This is a genomic window from Burkholderia sp. AU4i, assembly GCF_000466765.1.
GTDB classification, from domain to species: domain Bacteria; phylum Pseudomonadota; class Gammaproteobacteria; order Burkholderiales; family Burkholderiaceae; genus Burkholderia; species Burkholderia cepacia.
The window spans coordinates 1-16,833 of sequence record NZ_ASSI01000071.1 but is presented as its reverse complement, the minus strand read 5'-3'; the positions used below and the strand labels follow the sequence as shown (position 1 = coordinate 16,833).

General features: G+C 66.3%; 12 protein-coding genes. 2 read left to right on the top strand and 10 right to left on the bottom strand.

All coding sequences use genetic code 11. The annotated features are described in order from the left end of the window. Nucleotides 1-185 precede the first annotated feature (185 nt). The 4 genes from L810_RS16800 to L810_RS16785 all read right to left on the bottom strand — a co-directional run bounded on the left by L810_RS16800 (nucleotide 186) and on the right by L810_RS16785 (nucleotide 5,129). Nucleotides 186-1,274 (bottom strand): glycosyltransferase family 4 protein, encoded by a 1,089-nt coding sequence (locus tag L810_RS16800; RefSeq protein ID WP_021159470.1) that lies wholly within the window; start codon nucleotides 1,272-1,274, stop codon nucleotides 186-188. Between the two features lie 173 nt (nucleotides 1,275-1,447). Further along, nucleotides 1,448-2,596 (bottom strand): glycosyltransferase, encoded by a 1,149-nt coding sequence (locus tag L810_RS16795; protein ID WP_042975056.1) that lies wholly within the window; start codon nucleotides 2,594-2,596, stop codon nucleotides 1,448-1,450. Nucleotides 2,597-2,976: 380 nt separating this feature from the next. Continuing rightward, nucleotides 2,977-4,548, bottom strand: a complete 1,572-nt coding sequence (locus L810_RS16790) for a mannose-1-phosphate guanylyltransferase/mannose-6-phosphate isomerase (RefSeq protein ID WP_021159467.1) — start codon at nucleotides 4,546-4,548, stop codon at nucleotides 2,977-2,979. After that, nucleotides 4,545-5,129, bottom strand: coding sequence for a GNAT family N-acetyltransferase (locus tag L810_RS16785; RefSeq protein WP_021159466.1), 585 nt, complete (start codon nucleotides 5,127-5,129; stop codon nucleotides 4,545-4,547). The genes L810_RS16790 and L810_RS16785 overlap by 4 nt, the downstream gene beginning before the upstream one ends. Nucleotides 5,130-6,605: 1,476 nt before the next feature. Here L810_RS16785 and L810_RS16780 point away from each other — a divergent pair. Then, nucleotides 6,606-7,997 carry a sigma-54 dependent transcriptional regulator gene (locus L810_RS16780; protein WP_042975033.1) on the top strand — a complete coding sequence of 464 codons (1,392 nt, stop codon included), beginning with the start codon at nucleotides 6,606-6,608 and terminating at the stop codon, nucleotides 7,995-7,997. 45 nt (nucleotides 7,998-8,042) lie between these two features. Here L810_RS16780 and L810_RS16775 read toward each other — a convergent pair whose 3' ends face one another. The 6 genes from L810_RS16775 to L810_RS16750 form a co-directional block, all read right to left on the bottom strand. Further along, nucleotides 8,043-10,523, bottom strand: a complete 2,481-nt coding sequence (locus L810_RS16775; protein WP_042975031.1) for a glycoside hydrolase family 2 protein — start codon at nucleotides 10,521-10,523, stop codon at nucleotides 8,043-8,045. After that, complete coding sequence (locus L810_RS16770) at nucleotides 10,520-11,578, bottom strand: DUF1839 family protein (RefSeq protein WP_042975054.1); 1,059 nt, start codon at nucleotides 11,576-11,578, stop codon at nucleotides 10,520-10,522. Before L810_RS16770 ends, L810_RS16775 begins: the two co-directional genes overlap by 4 nt. After that, a complete protein-coding gene (locus L810_RS16765; RefSeq protein ID WP_021159461.1) occupies nucleotides 11,575-12,549 on the bottom strand; it encodes an amino acid--[acyl-carrier-protein] ligase in 975 nt (324 codons plus the stop codon). The genes L810_RS16770 and L810_RS16765 overlap by 4 nt, the downstream gene beginning before the upstream one ends. After that, complete coding sequence (locus L810_RS16760; RefSeq protein WP_021159460.1) at nucleotides 12,546-13,742, bottom strand: acyl-CoA dehydrogenase family protein; 1,197 nt, start codon at nucleotides 13,740-13,742, stop codon at nucleotides 12,546-12,548. The genes L810_RS16765 and L810_RS16760 overlap by 4 nt, the downstream gene beginning before the upstream one ends. Further along, nucleotides 13,739-13,990, bottom strand: coding sequence for an acyl carrier protein (locus L810_RS16755; protein ID WP_006490451.1), 252 nt, complete (start codon nucleotides 13,988-13,990; stop codon nucleotides 13,739-13,741). The genes L810_RS16760 and L810_RS16755 overlap by 4 nt, the downstream gene beginning before the upstream one ends. Before the next feature lie 192 nt (nucleotides 13,991-14,182). Continuing rightward, a complete protein-coding gene (locus L810_RS16750) occupies nucleotides 14,183-14,965 on the bottom strand; it encodes a Crp/Fnr family transcriptional regulator (protein WP_021159459.1) in 783 nt (260 codons plus the stop codon). 924 nt (nucleotides 14,966-15,889) lie between these two features. Here L810_RS16750 and L810_RS16745 point away from each other — a divergent pair. After that, entirely contained in the window at nucleotides 15,890-16,672 is a 783-nt protein-coding gene (locus L810_RS16745) for a Crp/Fnr family transcriptional regulator (protein ID WP_021159458.1), read from the top strand. The last annotated feature ends 161 nt before the right edge of the window (nucleotides 16,673-16,833 follow it).

Sequence of the window (16,833 nt, the reverse complement as noted above, 5' to 3'; positions counted from 1 at the left end):
GGCTGACGCCGTTTGCCACGGTCGATAACGGCATCGTAGGGGCGTTGGCCCACGTGGACGAGTGCTTGCGGGCTTGCGGCGGGCGCTTGTTCGCCATGAACGTCGAAGCGATGCGGATTTGATCCGGCTCGACTCGCGCCGGCGCCAGTCCGTTCGCGTGCGCTCGACGATGCGCGTCGGCTGCCTTAAAGTCTGTCGAATATCCGGGTCATGATTTCGGCGCTCTTGCTCCAGCTGTATTGCCTGGCGTGAATGGATCCCCGGTGTTTCAGATCCTCCCGGAGTTCGGCGGAGTCGAGCAGATTGCGCAGTTTTTCCGCAATGTCGTTCGACGAGTAGGGGTCGCAATAGAGTGCGGCATCGGCGCAGACTTCAGGCAATGCCGCCGATCGTCCCACCAGGGTCGGGCAACCGTATCGCATCGCCTCGAGGGGCGGTATGCCGAACCCCTCGTAGATCGACGGATAAAGGAAGCAGGCCGCATGCTGATACAGCGCCTTCAGCTTTTCGTCGCTGATGTACCCGGCGTACTTGATGTTCGGTTCGGGCGCGGAGATATCGTCCTGCGTGCCGAACACGGCGGCATTGCGCATGCCGACGATGACGAGATCCACCGATGGGTCGTCGATTTGACGAAACGCCTCGATCAGCCGTCGGAAGTTCTTGGTGGGGTTCATGCTGCTGACCGCCAACACGAACCGGCCCGGCGTGAGCGCGTGCTCGTTCAATACGCTCGGGTCGGGTTTCAGTGCGTCGAGATGGTCTGCACCCAGTGGCACGACGCTGATCTTGTCGGTTGAAACACCACAGTGGTGCGCCAGGCGATCGCGCGAGAAGCTGGAGTTGGTCAATACGCAAACGGAAGTGCGCGCCAAAATCCAGAACATGATCCGATACCATGCCCGGAATGGGCGGGAGAAGTGCGCGGGGGTGTCGAACACCGCGGCATCGTGCATATAGATGATCTGGTTGCCAAGGAAAATGGAACCGGAATTGCTCAGGTTGACGATGCGGTCGCGGCGTGCAAAAAGCGGAAGGACCAGTTGTTCCCAGATCACGCCCTTGGCGAAACCGACCTTGACCGTCTTCGTGCCGCTCACCACGGTGTCGGTATGCGGGGGAACCAGGAGCGTGACGGAATCTTGCGGCTGCGTCCGGACAAGTGCAGCGATCAACTCGCGCGCGACGCGTTGTACCCCTGTCGTTTTCTGAGTGGCGAAACGACCGTTGTAGACGAGTTTCCGGGGTTTCCTGGGTTCTTTGGGGTTGCTCATGTCAAATCCGGTGAAATCGAGGCGCAGCCGGGCGCGTGCGCATCATGCTGAACAGCGGCGTCGGTATCGCGTTCATGGCGCGCATCGGTTCGATTGCTGAAGGCCGAGCGAGCAATATGACGAGTGCATTGCTGTCGGGGCCGACGCGCACGGTTCCCGACGTCTGCAAACCGTCAAGCCTTGACGTGCTCCGGCGCGGCATGCTCGAAATACCGGGTATCAGCGCGACGCGGGTGCACATTCAACCCGTAAAGGGAATGCCACTGCCTGAAGATGGAATTCATCGAGAACCGATGGAGCGCGAACTTTCGGGCCGATTCCCCCATTTGTTCCCGGAGCTGCCGGTCGTCGCGGAGCAGGGCGACATACCGCACCATCTCGTCGACACTTGACGCGACGTATCCGGTTACACCGTGAATGACCACGTCGCGGTTGCCGACGACGTCCGTCACCACGGCGGGCAGGCCGGCCACCTGGGCCTCGATCAGCGCCACCGGCATGCCTTCCCATCGGGAGGTCTGGACGTAGATGTCCAGCCCGGACGTCAGCTCGAGTGCGCGCGAACGCGTCACCCAGCCGCTGCAGACGATTGCCCGACTGTCACGGGGATCCGGAATTTCGCCTGCGTCACCGCCAATCCAGAGAAACTCGACGTCGGAGTCGTGCAGTTCGGATGCCAGTTGCACGAAGGCTTGATGATTTTTCTGGAACGACGCGCGACCGCTCATTCCGATCGCAATCTTGCGATCGTCACGCGCACGGCGCGAAGGAATCTCGGCGACGTTGACGCCGTTCTCCACCAGCACTGCCGATTTCGCCCGAATTCTTCCCTTGACCTCCCTGAGCTCGCTGTCCGAGCAGGCGACAATGGTTCCGCCGAGGAGGGCTGCCGCTCGCTCGAAACTCAGGTAGGCGAACTGTTTCGCGCGGGAAACATCGCAGCGCAAAAACGAGAGACCATGCGGGGAATAAAGCACCTTTGCGGCAGGCGCGGCAATTCTTGCCGCGGCCCGCCCCAGTACACCGGCCTTCGACGAATGAAGATGGATCACCGTCGGACGGCATTCGCGCAGGCATTGGACCAGCGCGCGCAAACCGATCAGGTCGTTCCTGACACTGACTTCGCGAGCCATGCCGACGTGGACGAGTTTGACGTCGGGCCGGAAGAGCGTCTGGAAATCGGCCGGCGTTTCGGGACGAATGGAATGCAAAACGGTCACATCGACACCCGTTGCCGCTGCGTGATTGGCGAGATGGACGAGCATCGAAAGCACGCCCCCGCCAAACGCTTCGACAATATGAACGATTCTTTGGGTGGTCATCTTCTGGCCTGCCTGTTCGACCGGATACTGCGCAGTCGACCGCAAAATCGAATATCTGACGGGCCGCCACGTCGACGGCATTCAATTCGGTTGATGGAATACATCAAAAAGATATGTATAACTAAGTGACGGGATGTAATGGAACCGGTCTTTCCTTATCCGTTCCGCGTCGCTCAGGCACGCGATATGTCGACTTTGCCGCGGGCTCGATCCGGTCGATCGAGTGCCGACATGGCGAGAGCGCGAAACGCCACGTGTCTGAAGCATTGTGCTACGCACGCACGACGTGCTGGGTGCGATGCCTTACATTGGGCGAGCGAAGCGTGAGTGGCCGCGCATCGGTTTTCTACGCACGCGGTGGCGTGGTCGACACATGCTTGTCAAGCGACGTCCGGTGCAGCCGTCGGAACGTGCGTTTTCTGTGACGCAACCGGGGCCGATTGCGCCGCCCGTGCCTCGACCGCCCGCCCATACTGATCGTCGAACCGAACGATATCGTCCTCGCCGAGATAATCGCCCGATTGCACTTCGATGATTTCGAGTGGAATCCGGCCCGGATTCTCGAGGCGATGCACTTCGCCGACCGCGATGTACGTCGACTCGTTCTCGCACAGCAGGAACGTCTCGCTGCCACGCGTCACCTTCGCGGTGCCGCGCACGACGATCCAGTGCTCGGCACGGTGATAGTGCATCTGCAGCGACAGCCGCTTGCCAGGCTCGACGACGATCCGCTTCACCTGGAAGCGCTGGCCGAGATCGATCGAATCGTAATGCCCCCACGGCCGCTGCACCTTGCGGTGCTCGCGCGCCTGCGGGCGCCGGTCGGTCTTCAGGCGCTCGACGATGTTCTTCACGCGCTGCACGTCATGCTTGTTCGCGACCAGCACGGCATCGGGCGTCTCGATCACGACGACGTCCTTCATCCCGACGCACGCGATCAGGCGGCCCTCCGAACGCACGAGGCTGTCCTGCGTGTCCTCGAACACGATCGGGCCGCGCGCGACGTTGCCGTGATCGTCCTTCGGCATGATTTCCCAGATCGCATCCCAGGTACCGACATCCGACCAACCGGCCGCGAGCGGCACCACGATGCCTTCGATGCCGAGTTCGCCGTGCTCCGCGAGCCGTTCCATCACCGCGTAGTCGATCGAGTCCGACGGGCACGTGTCGAAGGCCGCCGCATCGATCCGGAAGAACGGGTCCTCGGGGATGCCCGCGCGCCACGCGGTTTCGCAGGCCGCATGGATGTCCGGTGCGAGTGCGCCGATCGCCTTCAGCCAGACCGATGCACGCGTCACGTAAATCCCGCTGTTCCACCAGTAATCGCCGGATTGCAGGTAGCGTTCGGCCAGCGTCGCGTCGGGTTTTTCGACGAAGCGCCCGATCGCGTAGCCGCCCTGGCCACCGTGGCGGCCCGTGCGCGGCTCGCCGACCTGGATGTAGCCGTAGCCCGTCTCCGCGCGTCGGGGCAGCACGCCGAGCGTGACGATCGCCCCTTCCTGCGCGTAGCGCGCCGCGCGCGCGATCGCGTCCTGGAACGCGCCGACGTCGGTGATCACGTGATCGGCCGGCATCACCGCGAGCACGGGATCGTCCGCGAGCTGGCTCGCGTCGAGCGCCGCAAGCGTCAGCGCGGGCGCGGTGTTGCGCGCGGCCGGTTCGAGCAGGATGCGGGCCGGCGCCGCGCGACCGACCACCTGCGCGGCACTCATGATGCGATGCTGTTCGCCGCAGACCAGCAGCAACGTGTCGCCGAGCGACGCGTTCGCGATGCCGTTCAGGCGGCGCGCCGTCGCCGACAGCGGCGATTCGTTCGAAATCAGCTCGATCAACTGCTTCGGATACTGCTCGCGGGACAGCGGCCACAGCCGGGTGCCGGAGCCGCCGGCGAGAATCACCGGCAGGATGCGCGGCAGGTCGGGATCGGGAACCGGGCGAAGGGTGCGGGTCATCGATTGGCTCCGGTGTCGGCGGGCAGCCGGTTGTGTGTACGGCTGTCGGCACGTGCGTCGTCGTCGCGCGACCGGTGTGCCGAAACGACCCGCTGCAGCAGGCCGCGCAGCGCGCCTGCCGCGCGGTCGCTGGGCCGCACCAGGCCGACGAACGGCGCACCCTGTTCGAGATACGGGCCGTAGGCCTTGCGGAATCCGAAACGCTTGTAGAACGCCTGGCGCGGTGCCGGGACGTGCGTGCGCACCGCGGCGTCGGGCCACGCCGCCTGCGCGGCGGTGAGGGCGCGCCCGATCAGCTGCTCGAGCGTCGCGTCGTCGCGTCGCCGCTCGCTCGTCAGCACCTTGTCGATCACGGCGTCCGGGTCGATGTCGTCGCCGGGCAGGATGCGTGCGTAGGCCGCGACTTCCATCGTGTCGCCGTCGCGTACGGTCGCATAGACATGCAGCGCACCGGCGTCCTTGCCGTCGATGTCGAGATGAGTGTGCGCGTCCTCGACCACCAGCACGGCGTTGCGCGCGCGCAGGATTGCGTAGAGATCGACGGCGCCCAGATGTTCGAATTCACAACAATGCCATTCCATGATGCTGTCCTCGCGTGATGCCTTCGGCACGCCGTGCCGCGCGGACGCGATCGTTCCGTGCGGTGCGGCGATTCTCATCATCCGGGTGCGCCGTGCGCCGGTCTGTTCGAAAGCGCACTCTCGCTCCGGATTCGCGCGGCCGGCGCGGCACGCATAGCTCGGCCTGCCGCGCGAGCGCCGAAAAGTGCGGTAGCACACACCGCGGCGGCCCGTGCTTTTCCATAATTGACCCATCGTCGTGGCCCGCCTCGATGCGCGGCCAGCCAACATCGAACGTCAATAAAGAACCGGGGCAGGACTTGAAGATTTCGAGCATTCGCGACGGGGCGATCGTGCATGGCGGTGCCGGGCACACGCTCGCGCACGCGGTCGCCTGCATCGCATGGGCGGACCGTGTCGAGCCTCGTCGAATTCCTTCCGGGTCGTGCGCGCCCGCGCGGCACACGCGTCCCTCATCCCCACGCCATTGTCTGCACGCACGCGCCACCGCGGCGATGCGTCGGTGCCTCGGCCGGCGATCAGGCGGTCTGGCGTGGCCGATTACGACAACGGGCGGCCCGCATCCTTACAGACGGATCGCAGGACACGGGCGTGACGCGACCGGGCGTCGCCATGCTGCACTGCGGGGGGGGGGGCGGCGGTCGGCACGATCGGCATCGCGTCTGGCCGCGACGATTCGCCGGAGGACGACCGGCGTGCGCGGCGGGCGTTTCGCCGTGTGCCGGCACCGCGGAACGGGATGCACGACGCGGCCTGGTTGATTACGGCATGTAACGGACAAGTGCGTGACAAGTGCGGGACAAGAGCAGGACAAGTGCGGGACGAGCAGGCCGGATGCGGTCGCGATACGATGCGGCCTGCCGGCGGTGGGCCCGATTATGTGGAAAATGAAATGCGGTGGCGACCTTTCAGGGGGATTTCGATGGATATCACATGCAATCGACCGCCCCCATCTTGCGGAAAAGTAGTATTTGCCACTGATTGACTGGAATGCTCGTAGATAATCAAATCTCAGTGAACAAACACGCGCGGTGCGGTGCGACAGGTCGCGTAACCGGTTGATTCAGGATTATCTTTTGGTAACACGACCATCTCGAAACGGGGTGTAAATTCAGATGCGGATGAAATGCGGCGGTCATTCCGGAAGCGGGTTGGCGGCCATCCGGTTCGGCATCGGGCGCCACTGTCGTGTACGACGTGACGCACATGCCGGCGGCATTCCCGTCTGCCGACGCGCTCCGCCTTGACGGCGGGTCGCTTCAAAGCGGGAACGTCGTGGCTCCCGCAGCCGCGCGTTCCCTTCGAGTTGGATGACAACGAGGCCGGATGACATCCGGCTCGACCTCCGGGGGTTCTCGCCGTGTGCAGTTTCGATCTTCGCCAAAGCTGCGGAAACGCAGCGCGGAAAGGCGGCCATGCGCCGCCGGCCGCAGCGCACGCGAACGGTTCGCGGAGTGGAGAAAGTGATGGTTCGTTATGAATATGCCAATAACGCGCGATAAGAGCGCCGGCGCGGGGAGTGGTAACGGGCAGCGTCCGCTGATTTACTGGACGCAGTCGCCGTCCGTCATGCTGCGAAAGGAACTGTCGCGACGCGACTGGAAAGTGTCGATCGTCGCGCAGGCGAGCGAGCTGCGCGACACATCCGGCGAGATCACCTGCGGCATCCTCGACCTGAGCGGCGGCCACGCCGACGCGATCGGCAGCATTGCGTCGACCTGCGCGTCGATGCGCGACGTCGTCTGGGTCGCGCTCGTCGACGTCGGCCAGACGGCGTCGCCGAACGTGCGCGCGCTGTTGCGCGACTATTGCTTCGATTACGTCACGTTGCCGGCGTCGCACCAGCGGATCGCCGATACGGTCGGCCATGCGTACGGCATGGAATGCCTGTTCGCGCGCGACCGCGAACGGCTCGAATCCGAAGAGAAAGGCATCGTCGGCACCTGCAGCGCGATGCTGCGGCTGTTCGATACGGTGCGGCGCTTCGCGCGCACGGACGCACCGGTGTTCGTGTTCGGCGAAACGGGAACCGGCAAGGAGTTGACGGCCGTCGCGATCCATCGCCATTCGGAGCGCCGCAACGGCCCGTTCGTCGCGGTCAACTGCGGCGCCATTCCGCCCCATCTGCTGCAATCCGAGCTGTTCGGCTACGAACGCGGCGCGTTTACCGGCGCGAACGCGCGCAAGATCGGTTATGTCGAAGCGGCGAACGGCGGCACGCTGCTGCTCGACGAGATCGGCGACCTGCCGCACGAGAGCCAGGCAAGCTTGCTGCGTTTTCTGCAGGAGCGTGCAATCCATCGCCTTGGCGGCAGCGATCCGGTGCCGGTCGATGTCCGGATCGTGTCGGCGACGCACGTCGACCTGCGCGACGCGATGGCGGAGGGGCGCTTCCGGGCCGACCTGTTCCACCGGCTGTGCGTGATGCGCATCGACCAGCCGCCGCTGCGCGCGCGCGGCAAGGACATCGAGCTGCTCGCGCATCACATGCTCGAACGCTTCCGCGGCGACGCGCGCCATCGTGTACGCGGCTTCTCGACGGATGCGATCACGGCGCTGTACAAGCACGACTGGCCCGGCAACGTTCGCGAACTGATCAACCGCGTGCGCCGCGCGGTCGTGATGACGGAAGGCCGCCTGATCACCGCGCAGGATCTCGAGCTCGAATACTGTCTCGATGCGGCGTCGCCGTCGGTGGCCGACATCCGCAAGTCGATCGAGCGCGAGGCGATCGAAACGGCGCTGCTGCGCACGCGCGGGCGCGTCGCGGCTTCGGCGCGCGAGCTCGGGGTGTCGCGCGCGACGCTGTACCGCTGGATGGAGGCATACGGGATCGAGCGTCCGCGCGGGACGGGCTCGTCCGACTGAGATTCGACCGGGGCGCTCGCGGCGTGCGCAGCCGCGAGCGCCGCGTCAACCGGCCTGCATGGCGCGCATCGCGCGCGCGGCGTTCACGGCGCGGATTTCCACGGCCGGCGGTTCGTCCGCGGCCCCATTCTTCCCGGCTGTTCCAAGCGGAACGAGCACCACGCGCGCCGGCGTGCCGGGCGCGAGATGGAACCAGTCGTCGCGCGGCACGAATCCCGGCGCATCGATCTGCACATGGCGTGCGACGTGCCGTGTATCGATGTCGACGTGCCAAGTGTCGCCGGTGCGCGACACACACGCCTCCAGCCCGAGTTCGCGGCGCGCCAGCACCGCCGGATGCGTACGGGACGGGAAATGGAATGCCTGCGACAGCAGGGTGCCGTCGTCGCCGCGCAGGGTCGCGACGACGGTGTCGTGTTCGCAGGGCCCGAAGCGGTACGCGTAGGTCCAGTCGAAGAAGCGGCCGAGCAGCTCGGCCGAACCGATCCGCACGGTGTCGTGCGCGGCGATCCGAACCGGGCAGCCGGCCCGTGCAACCGCCGTGCGGCCGTCGCGCAGCGCGACCAGTTCGAGCGCCGCCGACAGCGGCGCGGGGCGCTCGTTGACGACATGCACGTCGAGCCCGTTCAGGCCTTCGTCGACGAGCAGCACCTGTACGGGTTGCAGCACCTGGCGCAGCGCGTGCCACGCCGATTTCGGCCGGTGCGCGGCGTCGATTACCCCCCAGCCGGCGCCCGGCATCACGTCCTGGAACTGCCAGATGAGCGCGCCGGCGCAGCGCGAGCCGGTGCGCCGCCATTCGGAAAACGTCTCGCGCATCAGGTCGGCGACCACCGCGCGCGACAGTTCGAAGTAGCGCGCCGGATCCTCGCGCCGCAGCCGGTCGGGCACGACGTCGTACAGCGTCTGCAGATAGTGGTCGCGAATGTCCTCGAAATCCCACGACGTGCCGGGGTCGCGCGGCACGGCGGCTTTCCAGCGCGGTTCGTGCACGCCGGGCCAGCCGAGCTCGGCGAGCGTCGCGTCGCATGGCACGTTCGAGAACGCGAGGCATTCGCTCGCGAAGCGCACGTCCGCGCGGCGCGCGTCATCGAGCGGACGCAGATAGGCACCGACACCGTAATAGTGCGACACGCGTTCGCGCGGCATGAACGGCAGCACGCCGCCGTCGGGCGAATCGGGCACGTACGGGATGTCGGGCCGGCATGCGGCCGCATGGCCGGCCAGCCGGTCGGCGGTCAGCTCGAGGAAGCGCTGCTTCGGCCCGAGCCCGGACATCGCGGCCTGCTGCGCGATCTCGCTGCCGCCGCACAGGACGGCAAGCGACGGCGATGCGCCGTGACGCGAGAGGAACTGTCGGGCTTCGCGATCGACGTTGGCCGCGAACGCGGGATCGTCGAGCGCGTAGTCGAAGTTCGCGAACATGAAATCCTGCCAGACCAGCAGCCCGAGGCGGTCGCACCACGCATGAAAGGCGTCGGCTTCGTAGGTCATCGTGCCGCCGACGCGGATCATGTTGAAGCCGGCGTCGCGCGCGAGCCCGAGCAGGCGGGCGTAGGTGGCGTCGTCCGCGTGCAGCGCGAGCGGCGCGGCACTGCTCCAGCACGCGCCGCGCGCGAACACGGGCACGCCGTTGACGCGCAGCCCGAAGCCCTTGCCGTCGGCACCGGGGTCGACCTCGATCGTGCGGAAGCCCGTTGCGCCGAGCGGTCGACGCTCGTCGCCGATATGCAGCGCAATGTCGTACAGCACCGGTTCGCCGTGCGTATGCGGCCACCAGCGGCACACGTTGGGCACCGCGACGCTTGCGCGCAGGCGATCGGGGCCCGCACGTTCGAGCGTGGCGTGGTGCTGGCCGCACGACAGCCGTGCCGCGAGCGCGTCGGGCAGCGGCGCGGCGAACGTCAGGTCCGCGTCGAGCCAGCCGGTGTCGCCTTCGATGCGCGCGTGCAGGTTGCAATCGGCGAGCACGGGCCCGTCGGCCGGATCGAGCACGTCCACGGGCCGCCACGGGCCGGTCGGCACATGCGGCGGAAACCAGCCCGGCATGTGCCCGAACAACGACGTGCGGATCGTGCGCAGGGCCGCCGGCTCCGCGAGGCGCGTGCGCCAGCGCGCGCGGCGCGGCGCGCGCGCGTCGCGCAGGTGCGGGGCGAGCGCGCGGAAACAGAGGGTCAGCCGGTGCGACCCGTCGAGCGACACGGGCACGTCGTGCGCGACGAACATGCTGTCGGAGCGGAGGATCGGCGTGTCGTCGAGCCACGCCTGCGCGAGCGTCGCGAGGCCGTGAAAGCGCAGTACGCGCGGCCCGTGTCCGCGCAGTTCGATCCGGTACCAGTGGTCTCGCTCGTCGAGCGATACGGCTTCGTCGAGCCGGCCGGCGAGCGCGAGCGACTGGGCCACGGTACCGGGCACGGCCGCCGGAATCCAGCCGTTGCCGGCGGCCGGGAGATCGCGCGGTTCCCGTGCGGCCCCCGCGGCCGTCGCCAGCATCGACCACGCGGGTTGGGCGCGCGTGCGCGTCACCGCATGACCGGCACGGGTGCCGCCGCGTCGCTGTGCACGGGCGTCATGTGCCGCAGCGGCAAGGCGATCTGCCGTGCGCATGCGACCACGTCCGCATAGGCGGCCTCGATCGCTTCGAGCGTCGAATCGCCGCGTTCCTCCTTGCCGCGCGCACAGGCGCGCGCGAGCCGGAATTCCAGCACCATCGCCTCGGACGCGATGCGGTCGCACGCGGCGCGGATCTCGGCGAACGGCCCGACGCAGCCGCTGGCCTGCAGCCAGCGCGCGTAATGGCCGAACAGCTCGAAGTTCGCGCCGAGCTGCCGCACCGAGTTGAACGAGTACGCATGAAAGCGCTCGAGCGACGAATCGGCGAGCGTCCGCGCGTCGGTCTGCAATTGCCGCCGGAACGCGGCGATCGGGTCGACCACCGGCAGGCGCCGCAGGTGGCGCTGCAGCGCGGCGAGCGACGTCTCGCACAGCGTGCGCTCGTCGAGCGGTGCAAACCGCCGTTTCGCGCATTCGACATAGGGTGGCAGCGTCATCGGCGAGCTGCCGCCGACGAGCCCGTCGTAGTCGAAATCCTCGGCCACGTAATAACCGCTGTTATGGAAGTAGCCGATCTGGCGATTCGCGCGGTCGATCGCATCGACGCCGATCGTCGTCTTCGTGTGCTGCGTGCGGTAGCTGCTGCCGCGCGTATCGGGCAGGAACCACGCGTCGACTTCGACGATCATCAGGTGACCGCGTGCGACCTGTGTCTCGATGTGCCGGTCAAGCGGTTCGTAGATCGAGTGCTCCTGCACGACGATGCCGTACAGCCGCTCCAGTTCGTCGTGCGGAAACTTGAAGAACGTGAACTGGTCGCCCTCGAAATCGAGCGCGATCGTAAACGGCAGCGCCGCGTATGGATTGAAGCCCCACCACCGGAGCACTTCGAGCCACATGTCGACGTAGCAGTTGGTCTGCTTCCAGACCATCTCCTGGCTGTGCAGCGGATGCGGCCGGTAGTGGCGCGCACGGTGGCGCACATCCTCGAACGACGCGTCTTCGCCGTCGCGGGACACGAATCTCATCGCGTGCCCCACAGCACGTCGCGGACTTCACGCGGCCATGCATCGATGTCGAAGCCGTGGTGGCGGAACAGCGCGAGCGTGAGCCGTTCGAGGCCGAAGCCGACGCAGCCCGTGTGCGCGACCTCGTCCGTCGCGGTGCGGATGTTCCACAGCAGCCCGAAATGGTCCATGTGGTAATTGAAGCTCAGGCAGGCGGTCTGGCGATCGTCGTGCTCGATCGGGATCAGCAGCTCGAACTTCAGGTTCTGCTCGCGCTGGCTGTTCGCGACGATCTTGCCGCCGCGCCCGAAGAACGGGTCGTTCGCGAGGTCGATCGCGTTGGGCAGGCGCAGCGCCTCGATCATTCGCGTGCCGCGCTCGATCCAGGTCTCGCGGAACGAGACGATCTGCTCGGGCGTGCCGATCCGCACGTATTCGCGCATCCGGAACAGCTGCATGCGGGTCGGATCGAGCGACGGCTCGTGGCGGAAGCAGTACGAGAATACGTCGACGATCCGGCCGTCGGCCGGCAGCGCGCCCGCGCGTGCGACGACAGGGTAGACGGGGTAGCACGCGGCCGGCGTCATCACGACGTAGGTCGGCTTCTGGTTTTCGGTCCAGTCGTCGCCGCGATCGAGACACTGCAACAGGCGCTGGTGCTGATGCTCGTCGCCGCAGAACGCGTGCACGCTGCCCGCGAGCTGCGGGAAGCTCTTCATGTATTCGCTGCGCTCGAACTCGATGCGGCTCATGGCCGGCGGGAAGCGCAGCACTTCGGCCTGCTGGTCGGCGCCGATGCGCGTGACGAACGCGTCGAGCGCTTCCACGACGCGCTCGAACCGTTCGCTGCGGCCGAACAGGCCCTGGATGCCGGTCGAGACCAGCAGGCCCGCGTCGATCAGTTCGTCGCGCAGCGGGTTGACGCCCGCGCGGTCGAGCGGTGCGTCGGCGGGAGCAGAGGCGGCGGAGGGCACGGCAAGGCGATCGTTCACGTATGTTTCTCCAGCGTCGCAGGACGCAGCGCGAGCAGCAGGTTCGAGGTGTTGGTGGCAATGCGGTCGTTGCTGATCATCAGCGGCGCCGCATGCAGGTCGCGAATGTGGCGGCCGATGCTGAACGGCGTGCCTTGCTTGTAGCCGGCCATCCCGCAGATCATCATGGCCTGGTGCGCGACTTCCAGCGCGGTCGTCGACACGTAGGTCTTCAGCGTGTTGATCTCGGCGGCCCAGGCCATCCCGGCCGACCACGAGCGCGCGGTCGCATTCGCATGGAGGCGCAGCACGTTGTCGACGCGGGCCTGCATCGCCTGCATCAGCGCGAGCGATTCGGCGATGCGTCGCGACGCGGGCGACGGTGCGCCGTCGGTCTGGCGTGCCTGTGCGCGGAAAAACTGGTGCGCGCGATGGAACGCGTCGCCGGCCACGCCGATCCAGACCGCGGCCCACAGGATGTGCGACACCGGCACCATCGTTTCCTCGGCGATCTTCGCGAACGGCACCGGCAGGCACTGGACGGCGGCGCCTTGCGCGTCGAGCTCGAAACCGTTGCTGCAGGTGCCGCGCATCCCGAGCGTGTCCCATTCGCCGCGGCGCGTGAGCGTGTAGCCGTCGCGCAGCAGCGTGACGAGCACCTGCTCGGAAGCCGGGGCGTCCGCATCGCGTCGGGCGGTCGCGAGGATGCCGTCCGCATAGTCGCCGTACGAGATCGTCGGCGCGGATTTGCGCAGCCGGAACTCGCCGCCGTCGGTTTCGAGCGCGCACTGGCTCGCGCGCAGGTTGCCGCCGACGCCGTTTTCCGACGTAGCCGATGCGAGCAGCCACTGGTGGCGCACGAGTTGCTGCAGGAACAGCTTGTGCCAGCCCTGGTCGACCGCGTGGTCGACGATGCAGGCGACCTGGATCTGGTGCATCGCGAACACCATGGCCGACGACGCGCAGGCCTGGCCGAGAATCGAGCAGGCCGACGCGATGTCCGCCAGCGACGCGCCAGCGCCGCCGAGATGGGTCGGCACCATTGCGCCGAGCAGGCGGCGCGCGCGCATCGCCTCGATCGCCTCGACGGGGCAGCGCGCGTCCCGGTCGACCGCGTCCGCGTGCTGCGCGGCGATCTGTGCGACGGCATGCGCGGCCTCGTCGAGCCGATGCGCATCGCTGTCGGTCGCGAGTTCGGGAAGCAGCGCGCTCATGCGGAGTGCTCGGTGCGTTGCAGCGTGGCGATCGTGTCCGCGAGCGCGTCGATGCTGCGGAACAGGTTGCGGTTCAGCATCTCGTCGGGAATCTCGATGTTGAATTGCTTCTCGATCGCGAGCATCAGCTGGATCGTGTCGAGCGACGAGAGGCCCGCTTCGTAGAGGTCGTCCCCGTCGCCGATCGAATCGATCGCGGCTTCGAGGTGGGCGACGTGCTTCAGGATGGTTCTGATTTCGTTTTTCACGTGCTGCTCCGGCGTGCGTGGTGTCGTCCGCTCGGGGCAGACGCGGCATACGCGCTGACGTCCCCCCGGCAGTCCGGCATCAGTAGACCATTGGCAGGCACGGCGTTCTGTTCGCCACCCTACAAACCGCTAACCCTGCTTATCGAGGAAGCGCAGCGCCGAAGCGCCGCGCGGGCGGGTGGGGCCGGCGGGTCAGGCGCGCGAAGCGGCCGGCACACCCGAGTCGGCCGACAGGATGCGCTTCATCTCGTCACGCACGATCGCGCGGCAGCCGCACGACATTTTCTCGAGACCGTCGAGGTCGGCGAGCTCGATCGAACTCCGGTATTGCCGGATCAGGCCCAGCTTCTGGATCTCGCCGGCGGCATCGGTGACCGTTTCGCGCCGCACGCCGAGCATCTGCGCCAGCATGCTGTGCGTCACCTGGATCTCGATGCTGCGGGTCCGGTCGTACGCGAGCAGGAACCATCTGCATAACTGATGTTTGAGCACGTGATGACGGCTGCAGAACGTGATCTGCGAGACCTGCGCCATCAGCAGCCGCACGCAGACGAACACGAGATGGCGAATGACCGGCGACGCGTCGAACGTGGCGGCGAACACGCGCCGGTCGAGCCGGTATACGAACCCGTCGCGGCAGGCCACGGCCCGGCAGGGCATCCGGCCGCTGCCGCCGATCACGTCGTCGCACGCGACGCTCTCGCTGCCGATCTCCGCGACTTCCAGCGTCATGCCGCCGGACGACACGTACTGCAGCGAAATCGCGGTCGTGACGGGCAGGTAGACCGCGGCGAGCATTTCGCCGGGCTCGCAGAGCACTTGCCCCGATTTCAGGTGGACGAGTTGAAGGTGGGGGACGAATGTCGCGAGATCGTCGCGGTCGACGGCCGCGAGAAACCGGTTCGCATCGAAGCTGTGGGACAGCTCGATCATCCCGTTCGCGTACGCGACGGTGTCAGGGGCCTGGTGAGTCACGGCGCATCCTCGTAGGGTGGCGGTCGCGCGTCGTCTCGGCGATACCCCGAAAATGGGGAATTCGCACGATCGTGCGGACTTGTGTTCGTCAGAAATGGAGTGACGATACTCGCGAAAAGGCTAACACGCCATTGAATTCGATCAATTGCACATTGCGTCATTTCACAAAGTTTGACGATTTTTGGCGGGCGGGAATGTTATCCGGATTTAATGATTCGTTTTAGCGGAATTAATCATCCGGAAATCGAATGGGACGTTCGGCATTCATTCGATGTCGAACGGGAATCAATCGAACGCTGCCGTGCTGCGTGCGAAGAAAGTCCCGGTCGGACATTGAACATTCTTTGACAATTAAAGGGGTGGCGCAAAAATATCCATAAAAATCAATGCGATGCGGGAGAAGTGTGCGTCAGATGACAGAGCCGGAATTTAGTGTGTCGATTCAAATTTGAGACAGTTTCAAACAGCCGTGCGAGGCATGGTGCCGCGGCGAAGTGCTGCCGGGCACATCACGGAAACAATTGAAAATCGACTGTAAGTATATGAGCGACAAGCCTGGGAGCCGCGCCGTGTCTGTCTCGGTTCGATGCAGGGGAAATGATCAGTCAAATCGCTCGCGGTGTCCGGCGTCCGGAGGAGTGTCCGGAAATGAGACGCTTTTTTTGGTTTTGGGCCGGTAATTCGGGCGATCTAAATCGGGCGTGATTCATATATTAAGGATGGGCATGGTTTGGCACGTAAATCGCTTATTCGGGCTGGCGTGTCGAAACGGGACGGCCGATTCGATCCGGCGGCAACAAAGCCGACGGTCGGTCGGAATCAGGGTTGTGGGCCGCAACCACTGCCGGCGTCCGGGCGCGCATCGCGATAACGAGTTCCGTGCCCGCGGCTGCAGGCGGCGCGGACGATAAAAGGGATACAGACATGCTTCATCTTCACTCGAGCTACTCGGCGAATGCCATCCTCGATGCCCTCCCGGAGGACAGCATCCGCAACATCGCACCGCATCTCGAACTGGTCAGGATCAAGGCCGGGATGCTCGAGCGGGTCGGCGAACCGATGCGCCACGTGCATTTCCCGACGACGTCGATGATGTCGGTGCAGCACCTGATGGAAGACGGTGCGATGGTCGAGGTGGCGCAGGTCGGCCGCGAGGGAGTGGTCGGTCTGGCGACGCTGGTCGGTGGTGCCGCGGCGTCGCACCGGGTCGAGGTCCGCATCGGCGGGATGGCCTATCGTGTGCCGAGCTGCGTGATGCGCGCCGAATTCGAGCGGTCGCCGGCGACCTACCGGCTGCTGCTCAGCTACTGCCAGGCAGCGATGGCGCAGATCTCGCGCGGCGCGCTGTGCAACCGGCATCACTCGGTCAGCGAGCAGCTCAGCCGCTGGCTGCTGCTCGCGCACGACCGCATCGACGGCGACGAACTGGCGGTCACGCAGCAGACGATCGCGAACATGCTCGGCGTGCGGCGCGAAGGCGTGACGGAAGCGGCCGGCAACCTGCAGGAATCCGGGCTGATCCGGCAGCGCCGCGGCCGCATCACGGTGCTCGACCGCGACGGCCTCGAACATCACGCGTGTGAATGCTACGACCTGATTCGCGCCGACTATCGCAGGTTGCTCGGCACGCGCGGGACGGCAAGGCCGACACCCGTTCGGCCCCGCATGCCGGACGAGCGTCGCGGGTTCCCCGCACATGGTGCGTGACGATGCACCCGAGGTTCGGTGGAACGAATGCGATGCGGCGTGCCGCGATCGCAGCGACCGACGCCGTGCTCGTGCTGGCCGGCGCGCTCGCGGCGCAGGCGGCCTCGGGCCTCGCGTGGCGCGCGCTGTCCGACGCGCAGCGCGGCGCGATCGCGCTGCTG

What these genes read in the sequence shown, in the direction of transcription:
- L810_RS16795 (WP_042975056.1), bottom strand. Translation starts at nt 2,596, where the DNA reads ATGACCACCCAAAGAATCGTTCATATTGTCGAAGCGTTTGGCGGGGGC.
- L810_RS16770 (WP_042975054.1), bottom strand. Translation starts at nt 11,578, where the DNA reads ATGAGATTCGTGTCCCGCGACGGCGAAGACGCGTCGTTCGAGGATGTG.
- L810_RS16760 (WP_021159460.1), bottom strand. Translation starts at nt 13,742, where the DNA reads ATGAGCGCGCTGCTTCCCGAACTCGCGACCGACAGCGATGCGCATCGG.
- L810_RS16745 (WP_021159458.1), top strand. Translation starts at nt 15,890, where the DNA reads ATGCTTCATCTTCACTCGAGCTACTCGGCGAATGCCATCCTCGATGCC.
- L810_RS16785 (WP_021159466.1), bottom strand. Translation starts at nt 5,129, where the DNA reads ATGGAATGGCATTGTTGTGAATTCGAACATCTGGGCGCCGTCGATCTC.
- L810_RS16780 (WP_042975033.1), top strand. Translation starts at nt 6,606, where the DNA reads ATGAATATGCCAATAACGCGCGATAAGAGCGCCGGCGCGGGGAGTGGT.
- L810_RS16790 (WP_021159467.1), bottom strand. Translation starts at nt 4,548, where the DNA reads ATGACCCGCACCCTTCGCCCGGTTCCCGATCCCGACCTGCCGCGCATC.
- L810_RS16800 (WP_021159470.1), bottom strand. Translation starts at nt 1,274, where the DNA reads ATGAGCAACCCCAAAGAACCCAGGAAACCCCGGAAACTCGTCTACAAC.